General features: G+C 42.4%; 18 protein-coding genes and 1 pseudogene. 11 read left to right on the plus strand and 8 right to left on the minus strand.

Going from position 1 to position 22,473, the window contains the following annotated elements:
- Nucleotides 1–109 precede the first annotated feature (109 nt).
- Both sppA and aroH read left to right on the plus strand, forming a co-directional pair.
- Nucleotides 110–930 (plus strand): annotated as a pseudogene (gene sppA / locus AC504W_RS08265) (signal peptide peptidase SppA).
- A gap of 92 nt (nt 931–1,022) precedes the next feature.
- Nucleotides 1,023–1,436, plus strand: a complete 414-nt coding sequence (gene aroH, locus AC504W_RS08270) for a chorismate mutase (RefSeq protein ID WP_494877284.1) — start codon at nt 1,023–1,025, stop codon at nt 1,434–1,436.
- On the opposite strand, the gene AC504W_RS08275 is transcribed toward aroH, so the two are convergent.
- The 3 genes from AC504W_RS08275 to AC504W_RS08285 all read right to left on the minus strand — a co-directional run bounded on the left by AC504W_RS08275 (nt 1,363) and on the right by AC504W_RS08285 (nt 3,338).
- Entirely contained in the window at nt 1,363–1,662 is a 300-nt protein-coding gene (locus AC504W_RS08275; protein WP_494877285.1) for a hypothetical protein, read from the minus strand. The two genes, aroH and AC504W_RS08275, sit on opposite strands and share 74 nt — an antisense overlap.
- Nucleotides 1,663–1,755: 93 nt before the next feature.
- A complete protein-coding gene (locus AC504W_RS08280; protein WP_494877286.1) occupies nt 1,756–1,980 on the minus strand; it encodes a HAMP domain-containing protein in 225 nt (74 codons plus the stop codon).
- A 263-nt stretch (nt 1,981–2,243) separates the two neighbouring features.
- Nucleotides 2,244–3,338, minus strand: coding sequence for a PstS family phosphate ABC transporter substrate-binding protein (locus AC504W_RS08285; protein WP_494877287.1), 1,095 nt, complete (start codon nt 3,336–3,338; stop codon nt 2,244–2,246).
- Nucleotides 3,339–3,443: 105 nt separating this feature from the next.
- On the opposite strand from AC504W_RS08285, the gene AC504W_RS08290 reads away from it, so the two are divergent.
- The gene (locus tag AC504W_RS08290; protein ID WP_494877289.1) at nt 3,444–4,565 is read left to right on the plus strand and encodes a protein kinase domain-containing protein; all 1,122 of its coding nucleotides are present in this window, start codon (nt 3,444–3,446) and stop codon (nt 4,563–4,565) included.
- Nucleotides 4,566–4,600: 35 nt separating this feature from the next.
- Here the strand turns inward: AC504W_RS08290 and AC504W_RS08295 are convergent, their stop codons facing one another.
- Together AC504W_RS08295 and crtR are read right to left on the minus strand one after the other, a co-directional pair.
- Complete coding sequence (locus AC504W_RS08295; protein WP_494877291.1) at nt 4,601–4,741, minus strand: hypothetical protein; 141 nt, start codon at nt 4,739–4,741, stop codon at nt 4,601–4,603.
- 16 nt (nt 4,742–4,757) lie between these two features.
- Nucleotides 4,758–5,660, minus strand: coding sequence for a beta-carotene hydroxylase (crtR, locus tag AC504W_RS08300; protein WP_494877293.1), 903 nt, complete (start codon nt 5,658–5,660; stop codon nt 4,758–4,760).
- 433 nt (nt 5,661–6,093) lie between these two features.
- On the opposite strand from crtR, the gene pyk reads away from it, so the two are divergent.
- The gene (pyk, locus tag AC504W_RS08305) at nt 6,094–7,860 is read left to right on the plus strand and encodes a pyruvate kinase (RefSeq protein ID WP_096575133.1); all 1,767 of its coding nucleotides are present in this window, start codon (nt 6,094–6,096) and stop codon (nt 7,858–7,860) included.
- A gap of 42 nt (nt 7,861–7,902) precedes the next feature.
- Here pyk and AC504W_RS08310 read toward each other — a convergent pair whose 3' ends face one another.
- A complete protein-coding gene (locus tag AC504W_RS08310; protein ID WP_494877295.1) occupies nt 7,903–8,490 on the minus strand; it encodes a Uma2 family endonuclease in 588 nt (195 codons plus the stop codon).
- Between the two features lie 28 nt (nt 8,491–8,518).
- A complete protein-coding gene (locus AC504W_RS08315; RefSeq protein ID WP_494877297.1) occupies nt 8,519–8,647 on the minus strand; it encodes a hypothetical protein in 129 nt (42 codons plus the stop codon).
- A gap of 4 nt (nt 8,648–8,651) precedes the next feature.
- Here AC504W_RS08315 and AC504W_RS08320 point away from each other — a divergent pair, with 4 nt between their 5' ends.
- The 5 genes from AC504W_RS08320 to trxA all read left to right on the plus strand — a co-directional run bounded on the left by AC504W_RS08320 (nt 8,652) and on the right by trxA (nt 13,503).
- Complete coding sequence (locus AC504W_RS08320; RefSeq protein ID WP_494879591.1) at nt 8,652–8,789, plus strand: hypothetical protein; 138 nt, start codon at nt 8,652–8,654, stop codon at nt 8,787–8,789.
- Between the two features lie 31 nt (nt 8,790–8,820).
- On the plus strand, nt 8,821–11,214 hold the full coding sequence (locus tag AC504W_RS08325; protein ID WP_494877299.1) for an endonuclease MutS2: 2,394 nt from the start codon (nt 8,821–8,823) through the stop codon (nt 11,212–11,214).
- A 36-nt stretch (nt 11,215–11,250) separates the two neighbouring features.
- A complete protein-coding gene (locus AC504W_RS08330) occupies nt 11,251–11,445 on the plus strand; it encodes a hypothetical protein (protein ID WP_494877301.1) in 195 nt (64 codons plus the stop codon).
- 171 nt (nt 11,446–11,616) lie between these two features.
- On the plus strand, nt 11,617–12,780 hold the full coding sequence (locus tag AC504W_RS08335; RefSeq protein ID WP_494877303.1) for a GuaB3 family IMP dehydrogenase-related protein: 1,164 nt from the start codon (nt 11,617–11,619) through the stop codon (nt 12,778–12,780).
- A gap of 387 nt (nt 12,781–13,167) precedes the next feature.
- Nucleotides 13,168–13,503 (plus strand): thioredoxin, encoded by a 336-nt coding sequence (trxA, locus tag AC504W_RS08340; RefSeq protein ID WP_096575147.1) that lies wholly within the window; start codon nt 13,168–13,170, stop codon nt 13,501–13,503.
- A gap of 622 nt (nt 13,504–14,125) precedes the next feature.
- Here trxA and AC504W_RS08345 read toward each other — a convergent pair.
- Nucleotides 14,126–18,811, minus strand: coding sequence for a glutamate synthase-related protein (locus AC504W_RS08345; protein WP_494877305.1), 4,686 nt, complete (start codon nt 18,809–18,811; stop codon nt 14,126–14,128).
- 751 nt (nt 18,812–19,562) lie between these two features.
- Here AC504W_RS08345 and AC504W_RS08350 point away from each other — a divergent pair.
- Entirely contained in the window at nt 19,563–21,572 is a 2,010-nt protein-coding gene (locus AC504W_RS08350) for a phosphodiester glycosidase family protein (RefSeq protein ID WP_494877307.1), read from the plus strand.
- A 266-nt stretch (nt 21,573–21,838) separates the two neighbouring features.
- Nucleotides 21,839–22,258 carry a phosphomannose isomerase type II C-terminal cupin domain gene (locus tag AC504W_RS08355; protein WP_096575153.1) on the plus strand — a complete coding sequence of 140 codons (420 nt, stop codon included), beginning with the start codon at nt 21,839–21,841 and terminating at the stop codon, nt 22,256–22,258.
- Nucleotides 22,259–22,473: the final 215 nt, after the last annotated feature.

Raw genomic sequence — 22,473 nt, forward strand, 5'->3', positions numbered from 1 at the left:
AGCAGTCTAATCAGTGTCTGCTATAAAATGCTTGAATAGCAGAATGCCCATTCATTTTCATCTCTGGGCATTTTATAGTGAGATTATATACGAGGTTTTTTGACTGCTCATGGTTTGGCCGTTTAGATCCAAGTTTCGTAAACAAATTGCGCGAATTGAAATTACTGGTGCGATCGCAAGTGCTACTCGCAAACGTGTATTAGAAGCCCTCAAAACCGTAGAAGAAAAGAAATTTCCAGCTTTACTTTTACGCATCGATAGTCCTGGGGGAACCGTGGGAGATTCCCAAGAAATTTACAGCGCTCTCAAGCGTTTGCGCGAAAAAATCAAAATTGTCGCTAGTTTTGGGAATATTTCTGCCTCCGGTGGTGTTTACATCGGTATGGGAGCTGAACACATCATGGCTAACCCCGGAACCATCACCGGAAGCATCGGTGTGATTCTGCGGGGAAATAACTTAGAACGCTTGCTGGAAAAAATTGGTGTTTCCTTCAAAGTCATTAAGTCCGGCCCATACAAAGACATATTGGCATTTGATCGAGAACTAACAGAACCAGAACAACACATTCTGCAAGAATTGATTGACACCAGTTACCAGCAGTTTGTGCAAACCGTAGCCGATGGTCGTTCTTTAGCCGTAGAAACTGTGAAAAGTTTCGCCGATGGCCGGATTTTTACTGGGCAACAGGCTCTAGAATTGGGAGTTGTAGACCGCCTGGGAACAGAAGAAGATGCTCGTCGCTGGACAGCCGAACTGGTGGATTTGACCCCGAAAAAACACAATGTTTTACCCTTGAAGAACCAAAACCTTTGTTAAGTCGCATTCTACCTGGGAGTCGACAAGTTTCATCAAGATTAGGTGCAGGTGTTGACTGGTTAGAATTTGAAATGTCTACCAGTGGTCTGCCATTGTGGTTATATCGACCATAAATTTCATTTGTCATTTGTCAATGGTCATTTGTCCTTTGTTAATGACTTTTGACTTTTGACTTTTGACCAAATTATTAAGGAGGATTTTTGGCGTGGAGTGGCAAATGCGAGCAATTCGTGGAGCAACAACAGTTGCAGAAAATACAATTGAAGCAATGCGAGAAGCAGTTATAGAACTGCTAGATGAACTAGAACAACGCAATAAAATTCAACCGCAGGATATGATTAGCGTGACTTTCTCCGTCACCCGCGATTTAGATGCGATTTTTCCGGCGGCAATCGCTCGTACACGTTCTGGTTGGGATAATGTACCTATGTTGGATGTGCAGCAAATGCACGTCGAGGGTAGTTTACAACGTTGCATCCGCTTCTTAATTCACGTTTATCTGCCAGTTTCTACCCCAATTCATCATATATATTTGCGTCACGCTTCTAATTTACGTCCCGACTGGAGTTTACCCCAGTCTTTACACACATCACAGCCAGCAATTGAGTCGAAAGTTTAGAATTCTCATACAAAAATTCCAGTTCAACTTCATCCACTTCCGCTTTTAATGATTGCGGTGGATTTGGATAATGCGCTTGATAAGAGTGGATTAATCTGACTAAGTCTTGAGTATATTCTTTAATATGAGCGAGATTTCCATAAATAAAGCCCACCGGATTGTTGATTTCGTGAGCTACACCAGCCACCATTTGTCCTAAAGCCGAAATTTTTTCGCTTTGCACCATTTGAGATTGAGTCCGGTGCAAGTCTTCTAAAGTTTTTTGCAGATACTGATTATTTGCTTTTAACTCTTGAGTCCGTTTAGCTACTTGATTTTCTCAATGTTGATTGGCTTGTTGCTGTTCTGCCAACAGGTGTTTGATAGATTGAATTAACTGATTAAACGATGTACCCAACACACCTACTTCATCTCCAGATGTAACTGCTACTTGCACATCAAAATCAGATTCTTGGATGGAACGTTTGACTGTTTGAGTTAGGTTTTGAATGGGTTGAGCGATCGCGCAACTGGTATAAAATGCCAAGTACGCAGCAAGTAGCATAGATCATACTAGGCTGGTAATAATTATTTGCGATCGCTAATCTTCTGCTTTCTCAATCTTGGCAATTATTTAAATAAAATTTTTGCCAAAGAGTACAATCTTAGAGCTAAAAATCAATATATTAATTTAGCCCCATAAAATATCATATTATGATTAACAAATTAATTGTTAGATCAATTTACATCAAAAATTGATGTAGAAAATAAGCTAGGGAACACATACAAAAAGTTGCAATTGTTGGGCGTAAAACCTATTTGGACATGTTAATTAGCCGCTATTTCTTGTATATTAACAGGTACAAATCCAGCTTGGGCGATCGCTCTTTGTCCTTGTTCAGTCAACAACAGTTTGGCGTATGTTTCCCCAACTTGTTGTTCTTGACCTTGGTTTTGTGGAATCATGACAAATAATTTAGCAGTTAGTGGGTAAGTCCCATTCTTGATCACTGCCGTATTCAATTGATTGCGTTGTCGCGGACACTGATTTGACTGCACAACTGGTTCTCGGTAGAGAGAAACTAACTGTTCTGAAGTTACCCCTAAAGGTAATAGCTTTACACCACATTGATTTATCACCCCTCTAGCAGAAGCATAATATACACTGCCAGGAGTGGTTTTGATTCGGCGTAATGCTTCTGTTGTTGAGTAAACATACTCAACTTGAGAACTCAAATTTTGCTTATCTGCTGGCTGGTTTGGGAATAACAGCGTGTCTGCATTTTCGGGAGATTGGGACAAAGGAACGATTGCTAAATCTTTTCCGCCTACTTGCTTCCAGTTAGTAATCTGTCCCAGATAAATTTTTTGTAATTGTTCAACGGTTAAGCCGGGAACTTCAAGTTCTGGGTTAACTACTATTGCAACTCCATCCATCCCTACTTGACGTTGTTCAATTGTTAAACCTTGTTTTTTCGCCTGAGCTTGTTCTGCATCTGTCAGCGGACGAGATGATTGAGTAAAGTCTAATTTACCCGCCAGCAACATTCTAATTCCTGCGCCCGAACCAGGACTGCTATCTGTAGGATTGACATAGAGCAATTGAAATTCTGGACGAGTATTTTGAATCTGTGAATCTACTAATTGCCTAATCGATGCCCAAGCTGTACTACCACCGTAATTGAATGCACCAATTGGCATATCATTAACCTGGGCAAAGGTTGAACCAGTAAGATTACTTACAGCTTCAGAATTCTGACTAGAGACAGAATCCTGACGATTATTGACAAACAAGCGTGGTCTTAGCCATAACCACAGCCCGCCAATGAGTACAATTGTAATTACTTCGCCAATGATCAGCCCCCTGATCATCTGGATTGCGTCTGTGCTGAGTGAGACAGCTTTTCTATTACTGTTGCTCATTAGATGTAATTTTATTAAGTGTCTTTAATAAAGAATATATATTAAAACTATAAGTAAATACATTTACGTAATATTACGGGTAACAACCGTCAGGTACATCGTAACATGTTAATTAAGTTACTAAGTGAACGTTACCAGGTTGTGCAAATTTTAAGTCAAGGAATGTTTTGTAAAACCTACATAGCTGAAGATACGCATCTTCCGAACCGTCCCACCTGCGTCGTCAAACATTTTTTACCAAGTAGCGAAGTTCCTATTCCTGGAGAAATTCGCCGACGGCTATTTAATAGAGAAACACAAGCGCTGCAAAAACTCGGCGACTATGATTTAGTTCCCCATTTATTGACTTATTTTGAAGATGACCAAGAATTCTACTTGGTGCAACAATTTATTGAAGGACATACTTTAAGTACCGAACTTCAGCCTGGTTACTGTTGGTCACAGAGCAAAGTTATTCAACTTCTACAAGAAGTTTTAGAAATTCTCCATTTTGTTCACAGTCATGGGTTGATACATCGAGATGTCAAACCCAGCAATATTATGCGCCGAATACCAGACAATCGCTTAGTTTTGATTGATTTTGGTGCGGTTAAACCAATTTTGACGCAATTAGTCAAATATAAAAAAAATATAGTGCCGATTGAACAATCTACAATTGCGATCGGTACACCAGGATATATGCCTAGTGAACAACAACGTGGCAGACCACGACCTAATAGTGATATTTATGCTTTAGGGATGATTGCCATTCAAGCACTTACAGGGCTACATCCCACACAATTACCAGAAAACCGTAAAACAGGTGAAATTGTTTGGCAACATTTAGCTAATGTGAATGTTGAGTTAGCTGCGGTGATTAATAAAATGGTGTGTTATCACTTTCAAGATAGATATAAATCCGCACAGGAAGTACTAGCAGCGCTGTTACCTCATATAAATCATCAAGATGTTACGCTGCTATCAACTTTTTCGTCTCACAATATATTGTCTGCATATCACTCTAATGCGGCATTTCACAGTACAATCTCAGCACCGCTTTTAGAAAAACAAACAAGTATTCCTGAAACTTCTATTATTCCGAAGAAGTCTCCTTTATTAGTTGGATTAGTAATTGGTGTGGTTTCTGGGTTAATTTTGATGGTTGTGAGTTATTGGTCTTTGCAGATAATTTCACCCGAACCTAACACTCAAAATTCATTACCCACACCAAAAGGCATCAATCATTAAGTTGATTGGATTAAACACACAATAATTCAAGTACTTTAAGAGCCAGAGTTTTGTATTATTTGTGATTGGTTATAGTTTGGCTGAGTACTGTCTCGATGAATTAAAAATGCCACAATTGCCAGTACAGTTAAATTAATCGCTAAAATGCCAATGGCGCTCCATACCCAAATTTTCATTTCAGCCTCCGAATTATTAGTTATCAGTTGGCTTGTGATGATGAAACCGAATTCCTAAAAAAATGTCGTAAACAAATTCAAAAAAATCTTTCTTTTGTAATAATCCTGAAGTTTGATAACAGCCTTTTTCATCTAAAAGAGGTTTCATCACATAATAGGCTGGTTGATAATTGTACCAAGGAATGGAAGGCCAAAGATGATGAATTAGGTGATAATTCTGCCCCATAATTAGGAGATTCAGAATTGGATTAGGGTAAACACGAGCATTTTTCCAGCGATCGCGCTCAACAAAAGGTCTATGTGGCAGATAATCAAAAAATAGCCCCAGTGCTATCCCAACTATAAAGGCGGGAATAAACCAAAAATTGAGGATGTAGCCTAAAAAGTGATACTGCACTGAAATATACACAATACTGACAACAATCAAGCGGCTAACAAACCACTCCAATAGCTCATATTTACGCCAAAGTTGCCGCTGAAAGAAAAACACTTCATGGTATAAAAACCGCACTGCAATCAACCACAAAGGCCCGCCTGTAGAGACATAATGATCTGGGTCATCTTTGGGATGATTCACATGAGCGTGATGTTGTAAATGTACGCGGGTAAATACCGGAAAAGCAAAAGCCAATATTAACGCACTACCATGACCTAGCATCGCGTTGATAATCCGGTTACGGTGTGCAGACTGATGACAAGCATCGTGAATGACTGAGCCAGAACCATGCAAGGCTAAGGTGTTAATACAAAAGCATAACCAGTGTGGCCATTGCCACAGCCAGTAACCAAAATTTGATAACACTAGCATGGTGATAGCAGACAAAAAAATCAGCATTGTTGGGCTGAAATTACCAGGAGGCTCTAAGAATTCCTTGGGCGGGATTTTCAATACTTTTTGTTGTGCCTCCAACGCGAGCATTTCTGACTCCTTCTTTATCAAACATTACGAATATACGATAAATATTAGTAAAAAATAAAGTTTGATGAAGTTTTGTATAGCAATTTTTATGTAAACATCTGCTTCGCAGCAGATGAATAGCGCTATGATTCCAGACGAAACCCAAGTATTTGCTGATCGCTAGGGTGTGTCACCTCAGTTATTTAAGAGTAGAGAGAAAAAAATCATCCTAGGGAAAGAGGGCATCAAGTTTAGTGTACGATAGCTATTCTGTTCTTGAATCCCTAGGAATAATCTCAAGGGAAAACTCAGCAATCATTCAAAAACCTTTCCTCAAATTTACTCTTTATCTGCCCCTCGCTAACTGCTTAAATTTATTGATGTGGCAGTAACTGAAACCGCATGTCCATTGATTTACTATGACTGCTTAACAAGCTCCCTAAAATCAGCCCTTATGCAATTACGAGATTCTCTACGTCGGACAAAAATTGTCGCTACAATTGGCCCCGCTACCAGCAGCCCAGAAATGCTCAAAGCGATTATCGAAGCAGGAGCAACAACGCTGCGCCTTAACTTCTCTCACGGTACTCATGCTGACCATCAGCGTAATATTCGCTTAATTAGGCAAACTGCTTTTGAACTTAATCAGCCAGTGGCAATTTTGCAAGACTTGCAAGGGCCAAAAATTCGCTTAGGGCGGTTTGAAAATGGGTCTATAGTTTTAGCAAAGGGCGATCGCTTTATCTTAACTAATCGCCAAGTTGTAGGCACACAAGATATTAGCTGCGTTACTTACGAATATTTGGCCGAAGAAGTCCCCACCGGAGCAAAAATTCTCCTCGATGATGGGCGAGTTGAAATGGTGGTGGAAGAAATTAATCGGGAAAAAGGTGATTTATGTTGCCGTGTGACAGTTGGTGGTAAGTTATCCAACAACAAAGGCGTAAACTTTCCTGGGGTTTACCTGTCTATTAAAGCCATGACCGACAAAGACCGTGAAGATTTAATGTTCGGTCTAGACCAAGGCGTAGACTGGGTAGCACTTTCTTTTGTCCGTAACCCCCAAGATGTGATCGAAATCAAAGAACTGATTTCCAGCACCGGGAAGCAAGTCCCAGTCATTGCCAAAATTGAAAAGCACGAAGCCATTGAACAAATGGAAGCCGTTCTGGCTTTGTGTGATGGCGTGATGGTGGCGAGAGGTGACTTAGGGGTAGAACTACCAGCCGAAGATGTTCCCATATTGCAAAAGCGGCTAATTTCCACCGCCAACCGTTTAGGGATTCCAATTATCACCGCTACCCAAATGTTAGATAGCATGGTGAGCAATCCCCGCCCCACCCGTGCGGAAGTATCAGACGTAGCCAATGCGATATTAGATGGTACTGATGCAGTCATGCTATCTAACGAAACTGCTGTGGGTAACTACCCAGTCGAAGCAGTTGCAACAATGGCCAGAATTGCTGAACGTATAGAACAAGAAGAACGCAACTCAGTCACACGCCAACTACGAGACAGTAGACGTTCCATTCCCAACGCTATCAGCCAAGCCGTAGGTCAAATTGCCGAAAACCTGGGAGCAGCCGCAATCATGACCTTAACTCAAACTGGGGCGACTGCGCGTAACGTATCCAAATTCCGTCCCCACACACCTATTTTGGCAGTAACACCCCATGTCAACGTAGCGCGACAATTACAACTGGTATGGGGGGTAAAACCGTTATTAGTCTTAGGTTTACCTTCAACTGGTCAGACATTCCAAGCCGCCATCAACGTCGCCCAAGAGCATAAATTACTTTTTGAAGGCGATTTGGTGGTGATGACTGCGGGTACATTGCAAGGCGTTTCTGGCTCAACAGATTTAATTAAAGTTGAAGTAGTTACAGCCGTCTTGGGTCAAGGAATTGGATTGGGACAAGGTTCCGTGAGTGGTCGTGCTAGAGTTGCTCATACTGGTATAGATGTCAGCAATTTTAACCCAGGCGATATTTTAGTAGCGCCTCGCACTGGTGCTGATTTTGTCGATGCCATTCGCAAAGCATCAGGTATTATCACTGAAGAAGAAAGCTTGACCTGTCACGCCGCTGTTATTGGCTTACGTCTCGGCGTACCTGTAATTGTTGGTGTGAAGAAAGCCACCCAAGTCATTCGTGATGGGGCAATTTTAACTCTTGATGTGCAACGAGGTCTAATTTACTCTGGTGCGGTGGGAACACCTTAAAAAAGGCAAAAGGCAAAAGGCAAAAGGCAAAAGGCAAAATAACTACTCTGGTTGAGTTTCAAAGTTAACTCGTTCGTAAATCTGGCGATGGGGAATTTGGCAGTTAGCAGCAACTAAATTTAAAACTCTATCTTCATCGTCAGTTTCTTTAAATAGCCAATTGCCATCAGAAGTTTTACTCAATTGCTCAATGTGTAGTTGATATTGGTCTATCAAAATATATTCTTGAAATTCGGGAATGGAGCGATAATAAGTAAATTTATCACCTCTATCTCTACTACTAGTAGATTTAGAAAGCACCTCAAAAATAATGCAGGGATTTAGTACCGTGTCTTTTCTTGCTTCTTGAAAGACTGGTTCATCTTTGATGATCAGAACATCAGGATATGTGTATGCTTGGTAACGCGGAATCCAGAGACGCAGGTCATTAGCATAAACATGATGATTTTGTTGTTTTAGTTTGGGTGAAAGAGCTAATACTAAGTTGATAATAATTTGGTTATGATTAAGCGATCCTCCAGTCATTGGTATAATTTCTCCATCACGGTATTCACTGCGGCACTCAGCAGCCTCTTCGTGTGCCAAGTATTCCTCAGCGGAGTATTGACGGGGGGGAGTCTGCACAACCATAAGATTTATTTACTCAGGTAACATTAGCCTAATTATAAATAGGGCGATGAGAGTTTTGCGATCGCAGAAGTTTTACCACAACCGATATATCTAATTGTTGAACAGATTGGGGCGATCGCTTGACAACTAAACTTTTAGCAGAAATAGGTAAGCACATATCAATGCTACAAAATTTAGTAGTACACAAGTATAAATGCTTATTCAGCTATGATGTAAAGCCGATCGCCTCTATTCCATCCCAAGCCAAGCAACTGCATCTTCTGATATTGGCTGTAAAGGCGACTCTGTTGTTACGATAATTTCATATAAGATTTCTTAGATGTTGCAGCCTTGATCCAAGCGGAAACTTTAGAACTACTAGAATGGCATCGTCTCTGCCAGCATTTGGCGACATTTGCGGCAACAAAGCTAGGGGCGATCGCATCAACTAATTTACAAATTCCTACATCACAGTCAGTCAGTGAGCAGTTATTAGCCCAGACTAAAGAAGTTTACCAACTAGAAAGTCGGCTGACTACAAGTTTATCTTTTGATGGTATTCAAGATATTGGTGATTCTATAGAACGCGCTGAACTCCGGGGGATTTTAGCTGGGGATGAGTTACTGGCGATCGCCACCACTCTAGCCGGGGCGAGAAATTTACGGCGTGTAATCGATAACCAAGAAGATACACCAGTATTAACTGATTTAGTTGCAGATTTACGCACTTACCCAGAATTAGAACAGGAAATTCACCGTTGTATTGATGAAAGAGGGATTGTAGCTGATCGGGCCAGCCAAAAATTAGGCGAAATCCGTGATGATTTGCGAAGATTACGCAGTCAGATTAACCAAAAACTGCATAATATTTTACAAGCAAAATCAAATGCCGTTCAAGAACAGCTAATCACCCAACGGGGCGATCGCTTTGTTATTCCAGTCAAAGCCAGCCACAAAGATGTTATCCCCGGTATTGTTCACGATACTTCAACTAGTGGCGTGACTCTGTACGTGGAACCTAGTTCTATCGTGCCGATGGGTAATCAATTGCGGCAAACGCTAAAACGAGAACAAGCAGAAGAAGAAGCGGTTCGTCGCGTTTTAACTGAGCAAGTTGCCGCGGTTACTCCAGATTTAGAAAGGCTATTAGCAATTGTGACTACCCTAGATTTAGCAGCAGCGCGATCGCGTTATGGTTACTGGCTAAAAGCAAATCCCCCCAGATTTATTAACCGTGAAGAACAAGAAATTGTGACTTTACGCCAGTTGCGTCACCCGTTGTTAATTTGGCAGCAACAGCACGAGCAAGGACACTCGGTTATTCCCGTAGATTTATTGATTAGTCCCCATATCAAGGTAGTAACAATTACCGGGCCGAATACTGGGGGTAAAACTGTCACATTGAAAACCCTTGGTTTAGCGGCATTAATGGCGAAAGTGGGTTTATTCATCCCCGCCCGCGAACCCGTGGAAATGCCTTGGTTTGACCAAGTTTTGGCAGATATCGGTGATGAACAATCTCTCCAGCAAAGTTTATCAACATTTTCTGGGCATATCCGCCGTATCAGCCGAATTTTGAATGCTTTAGAAAACGACTCAGCACTCAGCACTCAGCACTCAGCACTTGTCCTCCTCGACGAAGTAGGTGCAGGCACAGATCCAGCTGAAGGCAGTGCCTTAGCGATCGCCCTTTTGCAACACTTAGCGGAACACGCCCAGTTAACAATTGCTACAACTCACTTTGGGGAACTCAAAGCCCTAAAATACGAAGATGCGCGGTTTGAAAATGCCTCAGTAGAATTTGATGAAGCTACTTTATCACCCACATATCGTTTATTGTGGGGGATTCCTGGACGTTCTAATGCTTTGGCGATCGCTTTACGTTTAGGTTTAAAACCAGAAGTAGTGGAAAATGCCAAAACCCAAGTTGGCGAAGCATCTGACGAAGTTAACCAAGTAATTGCCGGGTTAGAAGCCCAACGCCGCCGTCAAGAAACCAAAGCAGCAGAAGCCCAAAAACTCTTGCAGCAAGCGGAACGTTTATATAAAGAAGTTTCTGACAAAGCCGCATCCTTAGAGGAACGGGAAAAATCATTGCGGGTTTCTCAAGAAGTTGCAGTCCAACAGGCGATCGCCCAAGCCAAAGGAGAGATAGCCCAAGTTATTCGCCGTTTGCAACAAGGCACACCCACAGCCCAAGATGCTCAACAAGCCACCAATGCTTTAAATCAAATTACCCAGAAATACCAGCCAGCCGCCGCACCTAAACCGAAAGTTGGCTTTATGCCGAAAGTAGGCGATCGCATCCGTATTTCCCAATTTGGGCAAACTGCCGAAGTCTTAACCGCCCCCGATGAGGATGGAGAGTTAAATGTGCGCTTCGGCATCATGAAAATGACAGTGAAATTGCAAGACATCGAATCTCTCGATGGGCAAAAAGCTGAACCCATTGTCAAACAAAAACAAACACCAGCACCAACCACTCCACCACCCCAAGCCGCACCAGCCATTCGTACCTCGAAAAATACAGTAGATTTACGAGGTAAGCGGGTAGCCGATGCCGAAATTGAATTAGACAAAGCCATTTCCGAAGCTAATGGCCCCATCTGGATTATTCACGGACACGGTACAGGGAAACTGCGTCAAGGTGTTCACGCCTTTTTGCAGCAACATCCGCGAGTCAGCAGTTATGAACCAGCCGAACAAGCTGATGGGGGCAGTGGCGTGACCATTGCTCACATTTAGCTCGATTCAGATTAGCTAAAAATTGTGTAAAAGCAATTGCGATCGCTAACTTATATCAACTTTGACAATCTTAAATGCTTGGCTAAAGCTGTCAAAAAGTATCAGGAAATTTGGATATTCTTGCTATTTTTTCGGAAATTTCTGCTAGTAGAGATTGTGAAAGTAGAAATAGCGATCGCCTACAGAATATCACCTCAAAATTATCTTTCTGCTGGATTATCTCAGCCGTAACTAGTCAGTTATTCACAAGAAAATCTTTCTTTCTCTGTTCGCGCTTTTCTATATCGTATTTTTCTCTAACGATAAACTGAAACATCTTTGTAGTTACTTGCCAAAAAACCGCTGCAAATCACCTCACAATTTGATACCCTAGCTAGAACAGTTTTGAGAAAAGTTAACAGCGTGGACATTCAACTTGGGCGGGGAAAAATAGCTCGTAGGGCTTACGGAATTGATGAAATAGCACTAGTCCCCGGTAAAAGAACTTTAGATCCTAGTTTGGCGGATACTAGCTGGCGGATTGGCAATATAGAGCGAAATATCCCCATAATTGCTAGTGCAATGGATGGTGTAGTTGATGTAGAGATGGCTGTGCGTTTATCACAGTTAGGTGCATTAGGTGTTCTCAACTTAGAGGGTATCCAAACCCGCTATGCTGACCCAAATCCCATCCTCGATCGGATTGCTTCTGTCGGCAAGGATGAATTTGTCTCCTTAATGCAAGAACTTTATGCCGAACCCATCAAGCCGGAGTTAATTGAAAAACGTATTCAGGAAATTAAACAACAAGGCGGGATTGCGGCTGTGAGTGCTACACCAGCAGGAGCCAGCAAATATGGTCAGGTAGTGGCGAAAGCTGGGGCAGATTTATTTTTCATCCAAGCTACAGTCGTCTCCACAGCACACCTTTCACCAGAGTCGATAGTTACGCTCGATTTGGCGGAATTTTGCCGTTCTATGCCCATCCCGGTGGTGTTGGGTAACTGTGTCACCTACGAGGTCACTTTGGACTTAATGAAGGCTGGTGCAGCGGCGGTATTAGTGGGTATTGGGCCTGGTGCAGCTTGTACCTCTCGTGGCGTGTTGGGCGTGGGTGTACCCCAAGCAACTGCGATCGCAGATTGTGCCGCAGCCCGCGATGATTACTATCAGGAAACTGGTAAATATGTCCCTGTCATCGCTGATGGTGGTTTAATCACTGGTGGAGACATTTGTAAATGTATTGCTTGTGGTGCTGATGGTGTGATGATTGGTTCACCCTTTGCTAGAGCCGCCGAAGCCCCCGGACGCGGTTTTCATTGGGGAATGGCCACCCCTAGCCCAGTGCTACCTCGCGGAACTCGGATCAAAGTTGGGACAACTGGCACTCTAGAGCAAATCCTCATTGGCCCCGCAGGCTTAGATGATGGTACCCATAATTTGTTGGGAGCGTTAAAAACTAGTATGGGGACATTAGGAGCCAAAGATATCAAAGAAATGCAGCAAGTTGAAGTTGTCATTGCGCCTTCCTTGTTAACTGAGGGTAAAGTTTACCAAAAAGCTCAACAATTAGGTATGGGTAAATAAAGAAATTATGAAGCTTAAAAGCTGAAGAAACATATTTCATCCTAGTCTGCGGTAAGCTGCTAAAAGCGTCTACACACTTCAGACTTCATACTTTCATTTTTCCTAATCCTTTAGATATATCCAGTTGAAATTATTCAGGAAATTTTTCCAGACTCTCAAACATTCAACTGGAAAAATCCCGTATGTCGCCTACAATAGAGAAAGCGGAGACGCATGTTTCCGTTCACTCCTCACACCACACTCCGCCCGGACTACTGTTCGGGCGGTTCCTTATGTTTATAATCTAGTTTCGTTGCAAATGTACATCCTTAGTCTTCAGAGCAGATGTTTTTGCTATGGTAGAATTTTCACGAAACTCAGAAATGTAATTGGCAAAGGTTTTTAGGCATGTCAGCAGCCGCACAAGTTACAGATTCTACTTTTAAGCAAGAAGTTCTCGACAGCAGTGTACCTGTTTTAGTTGATTTTTGGGCTCCCTGGTGTGGCCCTTGCCGCATGGTAGCTCCTGTTGTCGAAGAAATTGCCGTTCAGTACGAAGGTCAACTCAAAGTTGTAAAAGTTAATACTGATGAGAATCCTCAAGTGGCAAGTCAGTATGGCATTCGCAGCATTCCCACATTAATGATTTTTAAAGATGGGCAAAAAGTTGATATGGTTGTTGGAGCCGTACCCAAAACTACATTAGCTAGTACTTTGGAAAAGCATATTGCTCAACAGAAGTAGTAATTGATAATTCATAATTCGTAATTACAATTAGTTGCGGCTTAAACCACCACTAATGTTAAATTGTTAAATTTTCAATTTAGCAGGGGCTTGTACCCTTTGAATTACGAATTGGTAATTTTTGCTTAACCCTTAATCGGTAATACAACCCTTCTAAGAAGCTCATTTGCTTTTGTTTTAGGTAAATTTTTGTAAAAAAGTTTTTGAGACGCGAGTTTTCGCGTCTCAGTAAAACTTTCCCCATATCAATTAATGGATATACAACTATTTGAAGAACTTAATTTTGGTTCCCAAATATTAAATATCTAGACTAAATAAATTTAGTTGATGTTTCCTGATAATACTAGGTTGAGAAAATTTTATTCTCTAGATAAAATTTGTTTGTAATCATAATTATCAAAGTTTATCAGTTAGTTTTTATGTTTTATTTATATTATTATGTCTCGTCTTTATCACCACAGACACAAAGAAAAAATTTCTGAGTTCTGAGTACAAACCAGTTTTTTCTTTTCAGGAGTTTCAGTAATCACAACAGTCTTAATCTATACTTTGACTGCTATAGCTATAAAAAAAGGGACATTAGTAACGTCCCCTTTTTATTAATTAATAATTCAGCTTTTAACTACACTGAACTCAGATGTTTTTCTACCACCGCTTGAGGATTAGCCTCTGGACTATCAGCTTCTGACGGTGGGACTAATTGCCAGAACTTAGACACAAATTCTTGCCAATTTTGCAGAATTGCTTGTGCTTTGGGTGAATCAGTGCGTTCTGCATGAGTTCTAATTAAATCTTGCAGTTGCTTTTGTCCTGCTTCTGTGAGGACTCGCTGAATTTTGACATTTTCTCGATTGACTAATTCAGGGAATGAACCGTCTTCATCGAGGAAGTATGCCAAACCGCCAGTCATCCCGGCTGCAACGTTACGTCCGACTTTGCCGAGAACAACGATGACACCACCAGTCATATATTCGCAGCAGTGATCACCTGCACCTTCGACTACAGCTGTGGCTTTGGAGTTGCGAACAGCAAAGCGTTCACCTGCTAAACCGTTGGCAAATAAGAAGCCACCAGTCGCACCGTAGAGGCAGGTATTACCAACGATCACGTTCTGGGATGGGTCGTAGGTAGCTGCTGTTGGAGGTTTAATGATGATTTCACCACCGTGCATCCCTTTGCCTACGTAGTCGTTGGCTTCTCCGACTAGATTCAAAGTGATACCAGGGAGGTTAAATGCACCAAAGCTTTGCCCTACACTACCTTGGAAGTTGAGATTAATTTGTCCTTCAAAACCACCGTCACCGTATTGTGATGCGATCGCACCTGCTAATCTTGCACCTACTGTTCTATCGGTGTTGACTATCTTTAAGGTCTTCGTCACCGTAGATTGGTTGCGAATGGCGGCTTGAATTTCTCCATCAGCTAGCAATTGGTCATCTAAGACAGCACCATTGCTATGAACTTCTTCATGTACTAACCAGCTACGGTTTGTTTTAGTATCTGGTAGTTGCAGTAAGCAATTGAGATTCAATGCTTGGGTTTTGGCCAATGTCGCTTCGGGACGTGCTGTTAACAAGTCTGCACGACCGATAATTTCTGTCAAGGAACGATATCCTAGTTTGGCTAACAAACTCCGCACTTCTTCTGCGACGAAGTAGAAGAAGTTGACGACGTGTTCGGGTATACCTTTGAACCGCAAGCGCAGTTTTTCGTCTTGAGTTGCTACACCTACAGGACAGGTATTTTTATGGCATACTCTCGCCATTTGGCAACCTTCGGCAATCATGGCAATGGAACCGAAGCCGAATTCTTCGCCACCCATCAACGCAGCCATCAAAACATCCCAACCAGTCTTGAGTCCACCGTCTACCCGCAAAATGACGCGATCGCGCAAACTATTCTGCATCAAGACACGATGCACTTCACTTAGTCCGAGTTCCCACGGGGAACCAGCGTGTTTAATCGAACTCAGAGGTGATGCACCTGTACCGCCATCATGCCCAGAAATTTGAATGATATCAGCGTTGGCTTTCGCTACACCCGCCGCAATTGTGCCAATCCCGATTTCTGCTACTAACTTGACTGATACCTGCGCCTTCGGGTTGATTTGATGCAGGTCAAAAATTAGCTGCGCTAAGTCTTCAATGGAATAGATATCGTGGTGCGGTGGTGGCGAAATCAAGGTTACACCGGGCTTAGAACGCCGCAACATCGCAATGTAAGGGCTGACTTTTGCTCCTGGTAGTTGTCCGCCTTCCCCTGGTTTTGCACCTTGGGCAATTTTGATTTCTATTTGTTTTGCACTAGCTAAATACCCTGGTGTGACACCAAAGCGTCCTGATGCAACTTGCTTGATGGCACTAGAAGCAGTATCACCATTTCGCAAGCCCTTCAGGTGGGGTAGGGTGGGCGAGTAGCCGGACGCGTCTACATCATCCAAAACGTTGTAACGTACCGGATCTTCGCCACCTTCCCCAGAGTTGGATTTACCTCCAATCCGGTTCATAGCGATCGCCAGAACTTCATGGGCTTCCCGTGACAATGCGCCTAATGACATCCCACCAGTACAGAAGCGTTTGAGAATTGATTCTGCTGATTCCACTTCTTCTAGAGGAATTGAAGGGCGATCGCTGTGGAAGTCTAACAAGTCTCGCAATGCAGTGATTGGTCTGCCTTGGAGATACTGTTTGTAAACTTCATAATGGTCGTATTGCTTGGTTTTGACAGCCTCATGCAATGCTTTGGACATTTCTGGGCTGTTCATGTGGTACTCGCCACCAGGACGGTAGTTGACAAACCCTAAGTTCTCCAACTTCTTGGCGTTTAGTTCTGGGAAGGCTTTGCTGTGGATGGAAAGCACTTCTTGTGCCAGTTCACTCACGCTTAAACCGCCGATGCGAGAAGCCGTACCTTGGAAGCCCAGTTCTAGTAAATCGCCACCAATCCCAATTGCTTCAAAGATTTGCGCGGCTTGATAACTAGACAGTAAGGATATCCCCATCTTGGAGAGGATTTTCAGCAATCCTGACTCGACAGCTTTACGGTAATTGCCAATAGCTTGTTCTAAGCTGATGCTAGTCAATTTACCCCGTTCCATGAACTGCTGTATTTTTGGGTCAAACCACCAATCTCGAACTGTGTCTAAAGCCATGTAAGGGCAAACAGCACCCGCACCATAGCCAATCAAACAAGCAAAGTGATGGGTACTCCAACACTGTGCTGTATCTACAATTAGGGATGTTTTCATCCGTAAGCCTTCGCGGATCAGGTGGTGATGGACTGCACCCACAGCCAATAAAGGCGGAATATAGCTGGATTCTGAGCTAATACCACCACCAGCGCGATCGCTCAAGATTAATATCTTCGCACCAGCCCGCACTGATTCAGCTGCTTGTGCTTGTAAAGCTTTGACTGCGGTTTTTAACCCTTCTGGGCCGTTGGCAATAGGAAATACAGTGGACAACTCTGCTGTTGCAAAACCAGAGGCTTTGATTGCATCTAATTCTGTTTCTGTCAACACAGGCGAATCCAACTTCAGCCTCTTAGCATATTCTGGTTTCGGTTCTAATAAATTACCCCGTTCACCCAATTCCACCTTCAAAGACATCACCAGCTTTTCTCGCAGTGGGTCAATTGGTGGGTTGGTTACTTGAGCAAAACGCTGTTTGAAATAGTCATACAACAGGTGGGGTTTGCCTGACAGCACAGCGAGAGGAATATCATCACCCATACAGAACGTTGGTTCTGCACCATTCCCCGCCATTTGTTCAATCACCATTTCCACATCTTCGCTGGTGTAACCAAAGGCTGTTTGCTGGCGGAGTAAGGTTTGTTTATCAACGGTGAATTGTCCTTTACCGTTACCATTGCCATTACCGTTACCGTTGCCATTACCGTTTGTCCCATGACTATTGACTAATGACTTTAAGTCTTGGCGATAGTTTTGCAACCATTCTCCATAAGGATGCTGCTGGGCAATTCTTTGTTTAATTTCCCAGTTTTTCAAAATTTCCTGGGTTTCTAAGTCCACGGCGATCATTTGCCCTGGCCCCAGTCTACCTTTCTCCACAATATTGTCTTCAGGGAAGTCAACCACACCTGCTTCTGATGCCACAACAATGTAATCATCTTTAGTAATGACATAGCGTGCTGGTCTTAAGCCGTTGCGGTCGAGGGTTGCGCCAACTTTCTTACCATCACCAAAGACTAACAGTGCTGGGCCATCCCAAGCTTCTTGCAAACCACTGTAATATTCATAGAAATCAGTAATTTCGGGATAATTCTGCAATGATGGTTGATTTTGGTAAGCCTCTGGCACCATAATCATCAAGGCTTCTAAGGGGCTACGTCCCGAACGCACTAGTAATTCTAGGACATTATCTAAGGTGGCAGAGTCGCTGCTATCTAAAATCACTAAAGGCTTGAGTTCATCATTGCGATCGCCCCATACTGGATGGCTAATGCTGGCTTCTCTGGCCATCATCCAGTTGATATTACCCAACAGAGTATTAATTTCTCCGTTATGTCCTAACAACCGCATTGGTTGCGCTAAAGGCCATTTAGGCATAGTGTTGGTGCTAAAGCGCCGATGATAAACGGCAAAGGCACTCTTGTATTCTGGATTTTTTAAATCCGCATAAAAGTCTCCCAGGACAGCAGAACGCACCATACCTTTGTAGACAATTGTGCGGCTAGACAAGGAGCAAATATAAAAATCTTCCGAGACAGTTTTTGCAGCTTTAAAAATTCGCTTGCGGGTAATGTACAATTGTCTTTCTAATTCATCACCAGTTTGATCGGCTGCGAGAAAAACTTGTTCTATGTGAGGCTGATTTTCTTTGGCTTGTATTCCTAATAAATGGGGATGTACTGGTACTTCTCGCCAGCCCAATACTGTAAATTTTTCCTCAGTGGCAACTTTCTCAACTTGTGCTTTCGCTTTTTGTGCAACTTCTGGCTCTTGCGGTAAAAATATCATCCCCACAGCAATATTGCTGGTAGAAGAAATTTCCATCCTGCCTGAGAAATATTCTTTTTGCAACAACTCCCAAGGAATAGCCGTTAATATACCTGCACCATCGCCAGAGTCATGGTCAGCGCTACAACCACCACGATGTTCCAAGCAGGTCAAGGCGGCTAAGGCTTTGGTGACGATTTCATGGCTGGCAATATTCTGGCGATGTGCAATAAAACCTACACCACAGGCATCTCGCTCCTCTACTAACCACCTTTGTCCTTGGTAGGTATCTCTAGAGTCTTTATCCGAAAATTTTATTGTTTGCAATTGATTCACCCTTTGATCGTTCATAGCCTATTCCTGAGAGTTAAGTCACAAATTTTGCCACTGCTTAGGAGGGAAGTTTCGCAATTTCGCATCGCAGCAATACATAAATCACTGAAATTTAGGGAAAAAAAATTTTAACTGCGGTTATTTATGAATTTAACCGTGTTAAAATTATTGCGTTCATTCTTATGTGTTTATGCTGGGTTAGACAAATTCCATCTTGTTCTAATTTTATCTATTTTGGTTCTAAACCAAGTATTTTCTCAGTTTTCTTCAGATGACAGATGTCTGTCAGGTAGACAGCCTCAGCTTACCTAATACAAAATTTCAACTGAAAAACTTACTATTATAAAAGCTGTAAGATTCCTGATTCAGCAACGAAATCAGCGTATTACACTATATACCCATTTGACAATTCCTAAATATTTTTATTGTTGTGTATATTGGCTGCTCACCCGTTGCAACTCTTGTTACTAACAACTATGCCTCGCCTCTAAGTAACAAAATAGCAACTATGAGTGAGGAAAGAGTATTTTAAATATACATTTGATGACCAAAACTATATATTTATAGTTTGGCTGGAACTAGTGCCAGTTAAAACAGTCAGTTACAGTGGTTTTAGCGGAAAAAGGGCTTGTGCTTCTCATAAGAGATAACTAGCCAATTTATAGGTTATCACGTTTCTTGAAAAGTTAAATCACCTTATTTTAAGAGTTGGAGACAATTAGTTCAGCCTGTCTCTGAGGTGAGAACTGACAAAATTACTGCATAAAATATGTTAAAAATGCCAAATTGGTATCGCAAAAAATCTTATCCTGTTGTGACCAAGCCTGTCGCATATCAATTCTTTCGGGCCACTGCATCACCCATCATTGCCACAATACTAAGTTTATCTCCTATTTGGGTTGCCCTAGCTCAACCTGTACCACAGATAACGCCGCGATCGCCAGCATCGTCTATGCGAAAAGCATCATCTTCTGGTAATCAAATTTCCCTTAATGGTCGGACAATACCTGGCGCTTGGTTAGTAAAATCAGGCACGTATGATCAGCCAATAATTTATCTCAGTGATGGAGTATTTCGCCAGGCCATTGGAGTTGATTTCTTAAACAGCAATAATCCAGCCAGACAACCAATCCAGTGGTTCTCCTCTGCTACCAGTCCACTGGTTTTAGTCACTCAGCTACAAGGTGGATACCGTTATTTAGATATTACTAAATTTGTTCAACAAGCAAATTGGCAGTTACAAACTAATGGTAACACTTTGGTAATTGTCACGCCCCAAGCTCAAATTAAAAATATTATTACTGGTCAGCAACCTCTCAATCCTCCTGGTATTAATACTATCCGGGAAAACCGCATTGTAGTCGATTTAGACCGTGCCACACCTTGGATAGTCAGGCAAGGATTACCTATTAAGCAAGTGCAAACGCCGCCAGCAGATGATCCAGATGCGATCGCACCTAAACCAGCTACCCTGCCTAATCGGGAATGGACAATTACACTGGATGCTATAGCTGATCCTGCATTAATCCAACGTTATACTCCTGCCCCACAGCCGCCATCACTACCAAGTTTAATCAAACAAATATTACCAGAAACACAACCAACGCCTGAGAAATTGATTCAAAAAGTTGAGGTGGTGAATAACCAAACTATTGTGAGTCTCAGCGTTCCCTTTGGTTGGTCTCCTCGTGTAACTACAATAGATAATCCGCATCGTCTCATGGTCGAGATTCGCCCCGATGCAATGGTAGAAAGGAATATAGCCTGGGCAAATGGGTTGCGTTGGCGACAGCAATTTATTAATTTAGGGAAAGAACGTTTTCCTGTGGTGTGGTTAGAAGCTAACCCCCGTGCAGTCAGTTTTAAACCAATTTGGGCAACTCCTGAGACTTTAATTGGTACTGCTCCCTTAATTCAAACAGCGCAAAAATACTTAGCTTTAGCGGCAATTAATGGTGGCTATTTTAACCGCAACAATCGATTACCTTTAGGTGCGATTCGTCGAGATAATCAGTGGATATCCGGGCCAATTCTTAATCGAGGTGCGATCGCTTGGAATAACTCTGGGCAATTTTACGTAGGTCGCCTGACATTACAAGAAACTTTAATTGCGCCTAACAATCTCCGCTTACCAATTTTATTTCTCAATAGTGGTTACGTGCAGAGTGGCATTGCTCGTTACACCCCCAGCTGGGGAACAACTTACACTCCCCTTACAGATAACGAAACTATCCTCCTAGTTCAAAAAGACGAAGTTAGTAGTCAGTTAGCGGGTGGAAAAGCCGGACAAACCCCTTTCCCTATCCCCCAAGATGGCTACTTGTTAACTTTGCGCGGAACTGCTGCAACTACTGCTATGCAACTCCCTACAGGTACAAAAGTTACCCTTACTAGTGCCACTACCCCCGCTGATTTTAGCCGTTACCCCAACATTGTAGGAGCCGGGCCATTATTAATTCAAAATGGTCAAATTGTTATTGATGCGAAAGCTGAAAAATTCAGTAATGCTTTTATTGCAGAAAAGGCCATTCGTAGTGGCATTTGCACCACAGCCACGGGTACGCTGATGATTGCTGCTGTGCATAACCGTGCTGGTGGTGCAGGGCCGACACTAGCAGAACACGCTCAATTGATGAAACAGCTTGGTTGTGTGAATGCTCTCAATTTAGATGGTGGCAGTTCAACTAGTCTTTATTTAGGCGGACAATTACTTGACCGTTCTCCTAATACTGCGGCTCGTGTGCATAACGGTATTGGGATTTTTTGGCAACAAAGATAAATGAATCATAAAATATTCATTTCAACCTTTATCCTTCAAGTTCGCAACAAATTTTAAAGATTGGAATAAGCTGGAATGGCACTAGATAAAGAGTTTGTGTATTCACCATAGTTTAGTCGTGACTCTTTACACCCTAAAGTTTGATTTTGTTATGGTTAGCAAGGTGTAATTGAATTGCTCATTTTCACGGTTGCAAGATTGCGCCAGATTTTTCCATCAATGGTTAAGAGTAAGGACAGCTTGTTATGTCTCCAAACGAGGTAACTATGGCTCAATATCAAGAAACCGCACCAACTAAGACTTTACCCCTACCTGCGGCGATCGCGAATCGCGGTGTTGCAGCAACTGAATTGCGCCCTTGGGGTTCTTTTACTATTTTGGAAGAAGGGCGTGGATATAAAATTAAACGCATTGAAGTGAAGCCTGGACACCGCCTCAGCCTGCAAATGCACCATCATCGCAGTGAACATTGGATTGTTGTCTCTGGTACAGCCAGAGTAACTTGTGGCGATCAAGAAATATTATTGGGTAATAATCAGTCAACTTATGTACCTCAATGTACATCCCATCGTCTCGAAAATCCTGGAGTGATTCCTTTAGTACTAATTGAGGTACAAAATGGCGAATATTTAGGTGAAGATGATATTATTCGCTACCAAGATGATTATGCGCGGACAGAAAACTAGTTGAACTGGGATCTAGGAAACTAGCAAAAGAAATTGCACTCCGTAAATTTCTGACTGAAGCATACAGAAATTTGCGGAGCCGCGATCGCTAATTTACTTAGGCTAGATGCTTAACTCGTATTTTTAAAGCAAAAAGCTAAATCATTGAGATTTAAATACCTCTGTACTCAGTTTGTTTGACATTATTAGGCAACCAGATAAATCTCACGCTGGGT

It is taken from the genome of Nostoc sp. C96 (assembly GCF_059384975.1).